The 4,760-nt window shown below is 32.7% G+C and carries 5 protein-coding genes; 4 read left to right on the forward strand and 1 reads right to left on the reverse strand.

What is annotated here, in order from left to right; genetic code table 11:
• The first annotated feature begins 103 nt into the window (after positions 1-103).
• From BAU17_RS03185 to BAU17_RS03200, 4 genes are all read left to right on the forward strand, one after another.
• Complete coding sequence (locus tag BAU17_RS03185) at positions 104-373, forward strand: hypothetical protein (RefSeq protein ID WP_161901375.1); 270 nt, start codon at positions 104-106, stop codon at positions 371-373.
• 1 nt (position 374) lies between these two features.
• Entirely contained in the window at positions 375-1,466 is a 1,092-nt protein-coding gene (phnW, locus tag BAU17_RS03190; protein ID WP_161901376.1) for a 2-aminoethylphosphonate--pyruvate transaminase, read from the forward strand.
• A gap of 2 nt (positions 1,467-1,468) precedes the next feature.
• Positions 1,469-2,254 carry a phosphonoacetaldehyde hydrolase gene (gene phnX / locus BAU17_RS03195; protein ID WP_161901377.1) on the forward strand — a complete coding sequence of 262 codons (786 nt, stop codon included), beginning with the start codon at positions 1,469-1,471 and terminating at the stop codon, positions 2,252-2,254.
• A gap of 260 nt (positions 2,255-2,514) precedes the next feature.
• Positions 2,515-3,273: a hypothetical protein gene (locus BAU17_RS03200; RefSeq protein WP_161901378.1), complete on the forward strand. Its 759-nt coding sequence runs from the start codon at positions 2,515-2,517 to the stop codon at positions 3,271-3,273.
• Positions 3,274-3,461: 188 nt separating this feature from the next.
• Here the strand turns inward: BAU17_RS03200 and BAU17_RS03205 are convergent.
• Positions 3,462-4,760 (reverse strand): PTS sugar transporter subunit IIA (locus BAU17_RS03205; protein WP_161901379.1); only part of this gene is annotated, 1,299 nt, incomplete at its 5' end.

Below are 4,760 nucleotides of genomic sequence, written 5' to 3' on the forward strand. Positions count from 1 at the left end.
AGAATAAAAGTTAATATTATCTCTAAGAAGAACGCTCTTTATGGTGTTTTTCTTTTTTTTACAATTTGCATGAAGAGTCGAAGTCAAACAGTGAAAAAACTGTTTGGCTTTTTTGTTTTCTTTTACATTGACTGAATCTGTGGCAGTAGTTGATAAAGGTGAAAAAACCAATCCAGAAGCAGAAAAAGTGATGAACGTTATCTTAAAAGAAGCACGACCAGAAATATTGAAAATTTATCCAAGCGCATTGTGTGAAGGCGAGTCAGTCGAAGGATTATCTGTTGCTGAAAATCAAAAAGTATTTGGTGAACCTTTAACACCAGCATTATTACAAAAACATCAAAAATTAACGGAAGAGATGCGAGGAAATTAAAATGAGTTTGAATTACAAATTATTAACCCCCGGACCATTAACTACCACATCGACAGTAAAAGAAGCAATGTTAGTTGATCATTGTACGTGGGATGAAGACTATAAAATTATTACTCAACATATTCGTAAACATTTGTTACAATTAGCGAAAGTCCCTGAAGAAGATTATACGACCGTTTTGATGCAAGGGAGTGGTAGTTTTTGTGTTGAATCTGTTTTAAGCTCAGTAATTGGCGACCAAGATAAGGTCTTAATTTGTGCGAATGGCGCTTATGGTAGTCGTATGGTACAAATGGCGAAACGTTACAATATTCCGCATGTAGTTTACCAGTTAGCGGAAAACGAGGTTCCGCAAGCATCTAGAATTCGAGAGCTATTGTCAGAAGATCCAACAATTAATGCACTAGCAATGGTCCATAGTGAAACAACTTCTGGTATTTTGAACCCACTAGAAGAAATTTCAGAAGTAGTAAAAGAAAACAAGTTGCTATTTATTTTAGATGCGATGTCAAGTTTTGGCGGAATTTCTATTCCTGTTGCAGAATATCAGATTGATTTCTTAGTTTCTAGTGCAAATAAATGTATTCAAGGTGTACCAGGATTTGGTTTTATTATATGTAACCGCAAAGCTTTAGAAGCAAGTAAAGGCAAGGCACGTACAGTCAGTCTAGATTTATATGAACAGTTCGAAGCAATGGACGTTGATGGAAAATGGCGTTTTACTTCACCAACACATACTGTTTTGGCTTTTGAACAAGCGTTGAATGAATTGGATGAAGAAGGAGGGATTAATGCTCGATACCAACGTTACAAAGAAAATAATGATACGTTGCGTGAAAAAATGGCAGAAATTGGTTTTCAGTCATTTATTGGAGAAGAGCAAGGACCATTTATTACCTCATTTTATTATCCAAATCATCCCAAATTTGAATTTACACATTTCTATGAATTTTTAAAAGCAAATGGATATGCCATTTATCCAGGAAAAATAAGTGATATTGATTGCTTTAGAATTGGAAACATTGGTGAAATTTATGTTGAAGATATGATTCAAGTTGTAGAATTGATTAAAACGTATATGGAGGATTTGTAACTATGATTAATACAGTAATTTTAGATTGGGCAGGAACAACGGTGGATTTTGGGTGTATGGCACCAGTTGACGCTTTTTATCAAGCATTTAAAAAAGAAGGAATTGAAGTGACAAATGCAGAAATTCGTCTGCCAATGGGAACCAAAAAACATGACCATATTATGACGATGTTAAAGATGGACCGAATCGCAAAAGAGTGGTTAGCAGTTCATGGTGATGAACCAACCGAAGCGGACATTCATCGTATTTATCAAACGTTTGAAGATGTCGTTTTTCAAACATTAGATCAATATTCTGATGTGAAACCAGGTGTATTAGACGTAGTGCAACAATTAAAAGCGATGAATATCTCAATCGGTAGTACAACAGGCTATACAAATGAAATGATGGAAATTGTTGCTAAAGTGGCAGCAGAGCAGGGCTATGAGCCAGATTACATCGCAACACCAGACATGACTCAGGGAGTTGGTCGTCCTGCTCCATATATGATTTTTCGTATTTTAGAACATTTTGGAACGTTATCTGTAAAAAATGCTGTCAAAATCGGTGATACAATTTCAGATATTGAAGAAGGAAAAAATGCAGGTCTCTTTTCGATAGGTTTAATCGAAGGAAGTTCTTTAGCTGGGTACTCTTTTGAGGAATACCAACAACTATCAGAAGTGGAACGCCAAGAACTTTATGACAAGGTACGTAAAGAGTATTTAGATGCAGGAGCAGATGTCGTAATAGAGACACTAGCAGAATTGCCTCAACTTATTGTAACATTAAATCAAGAAAATAATTAAGAAGACATTCTCCTGAAAAAACTAGGTTTTTAGGGAGAATGTTTTTTGTAAAATTGAATGAAGTAAAGGGAAATTAGATATCCGCTTGCTTTTCTAAGCCGAAAGTAATCTCGTACGTCTTACTACCCTCTTATAAATGTTTAAAGAGAGATGTCCATTTGTAACCAATAAAGATATGATATAATAAATAAAGTACATAAAATAAAGTTTGATTCAATAGATGAATGAAATCTGATACTAATTCTTAGGAGGAGAAGAAAATGAAAGTTACTAATGCTGTGGAATGGGCATATACAGTTACTCCAGAACAATTTAGTGGGATTGGTCAGTCAGAGATGCAAGTATTAAAGTATGGTGCACCTGTAATAAACAAATCAAAAAAGGCTTCAGGGTTATTTTTCCTTATGTTACTAGGGATAGTTTCATCAATTACAGGAATTTCTTTGTTTCTTAACCCTGGAGCAATTTTTGCGGAACCAGAACAGAGAATGGCAAGAAGCTTATATAATCGTTTTGATTTCTCCGCTTCGCTAAAGGAAGGTCTTGTTTTTTGGAGCTTCTTTATTTCAATCACCGTGTTGTTATTACTTTTCTTGATTTGGTGGCGTAATTACAAATCACAAGAAAAATTGTTTATTTTTTATGGCGTGGGAGTAGCATTATGTGCAGGAGGAACGATTTATTTGAGTTCAAATGAAAATTTGACGACTTTACCAATAGCTTCTATATGGATTGCTTTACTATTAGGGATTCTTCTAGCAATAATTATTTTTTTATCACCAAAACAGCGCCAATTATTGAAGTCTGAACATCGAACAGCAGCACCTATTACGTATGAAGAAATTGCTGAATTGCCTTTTGAGCATCTTCAAGCGCTTCTAGATGAACGCAAACAAGTAATTGAGATTCTTGCTAGTCGCGGCTTATTGTCTGGAATTGATATAGCAGAGATAGATCGCCAACCGCTAGGGGCATTATCAGCTAGCGAACTAACAGACAGCAAATCATCCGAATTATAGTGAAGGAAAAATGAGATACAAGTTTTAGAGAGTATTTTACATGTATTTTTTTATCTTAAAGTATGTGATGTTCAAACAAGTAGACATTTTAAACTTTTATATAAACAATCCCCAAATAACTAACTAGTTGTTTGGGGATTGTTGTGAATGATTTATAAAAAAATAAAGGTAAACTGTTTTTTATCCATTTATTTAATTATAGATTTAAAGTCTGCAAAATTATTTACGTTTATTAGTTTTTTTAGGAATACTTCATTATCAAAAACTTCTAATAAAACCTCATAAAATTGATTAAACTCTTTTCGGTCTTGCTCAGAAATACAAGGAAGCAAAAGTAATTTTATTTCTTTATCATTCCATCGAATTCCTTTGGAAGAGACAACAACAGAGATTGAGCTTTCCTTAGGAAAATAAGAAAATTGATGCGGGATGGCAATTTTTTTGAAAATTGTAGAGGCCATTTTTTCACGCTCAAAAACTTTTTCTTTGAATTTGGGGTCAATATCCCTTTTTTCAATTATTTCATCACATAAAAAAGTAATGAGTTTTAAATAATCTTGTGGTAAATTTTCTTTTTCGAAAACATGAAAAAGTTCATTAGAAAAATATTTATCAAATTGATTTGATAGTAAAATTCTTCTTTTTTTGTACATAATTTTTTCAATAGACGAAGCTATTTTGTTGCTGTCCTCTGAGCTTAGAAAAGGGGAGATGATCACAAACTCGGTATTTAAAGAACTGTAAGGAACACAAGTAATAATTAAATCTACTTTGGATTCGTCTATTATTTCATTGTCAGTTAATTGTTTGGCTACAACTAAATCATCTTCGAATAATGTTTGGATTTTAGCGGAAAGTTTATGCTGCAAAGAAGAATATTCTGGAATCATTAAAAGAGTTTGAATTTTACTCCTTTTCTTTGAAAGTCTGCTAATTTCCATTCCTAGATGGAGAGCTAAATAAGCAATTTCATCTTTGGGTAATCGCTCCCAATGAAAATATTTACAAACAATAATGGCACAAGACGTAGCTATGTCAAAAATTAATGGAGATTGTTGTATGATAGTTTCTTTTAAAGGATTTCTAGAATAAGTCCCAGTATTCATTCTGGAAATCAAATTTTTTAAGTGTAGCATGAGTCTTTCTTTGAAGCTTTCATTATCAATATTGAGAGAATAAATATTATTTAATTCAGAAATCAATGAATCCACAAACGTAAGTAACTCCTCAGTATCTTCTGTTTGTATATGTTTCTGTTTAACATTTAATAGAATCATATCTTCAAGTATTTGTAAGTTTTTTTGAATAGGAGAAAAATCTAAATAAGAATGAATTACTTTCTGAAGTGTTGTTAACTCTTCAACTTCTTGTGTAGTTTCTAAATTTTGACTAGAAGTATTTATGATAATGAGAAAATGAACCAATACATTAAATTTAGCTAGTCCGTTTAATTCATAACTTTTTATTGTCAGGTAATCGTCTAGAAT

This window comes from Candidatus Enterococcus willemsii, from assembly GCF_009933335.1.
Classification (GTDB): domain Bacteria; phylum Bacillota; class Bacilli; order Lactobacillales; family Enterococcaceae; genus Enterococcus_F; species Enterococcus_F willemsii.

Coding starts and splice junctions, on each gene's coding strand:
- phnW (WP_161901376.1), top strand. CDS start 375: ATGAGTTTGAATTACAAATTATTAACCCCCGGACCATTAACTACCACA.
- phnX (WP_161901377.1), top strand. CDS start 1,469: ATGATTAATACAGTAATTTTAGATTGGGCAGGAACAACGGTGGATTTT.
- BAU17_RS03200 (WP_161901378.1), top strand. CDS start 2,515: ATGAAAGTTACTAATGCTGTGGAATGGGCATATACAGTTACTCCAGAA.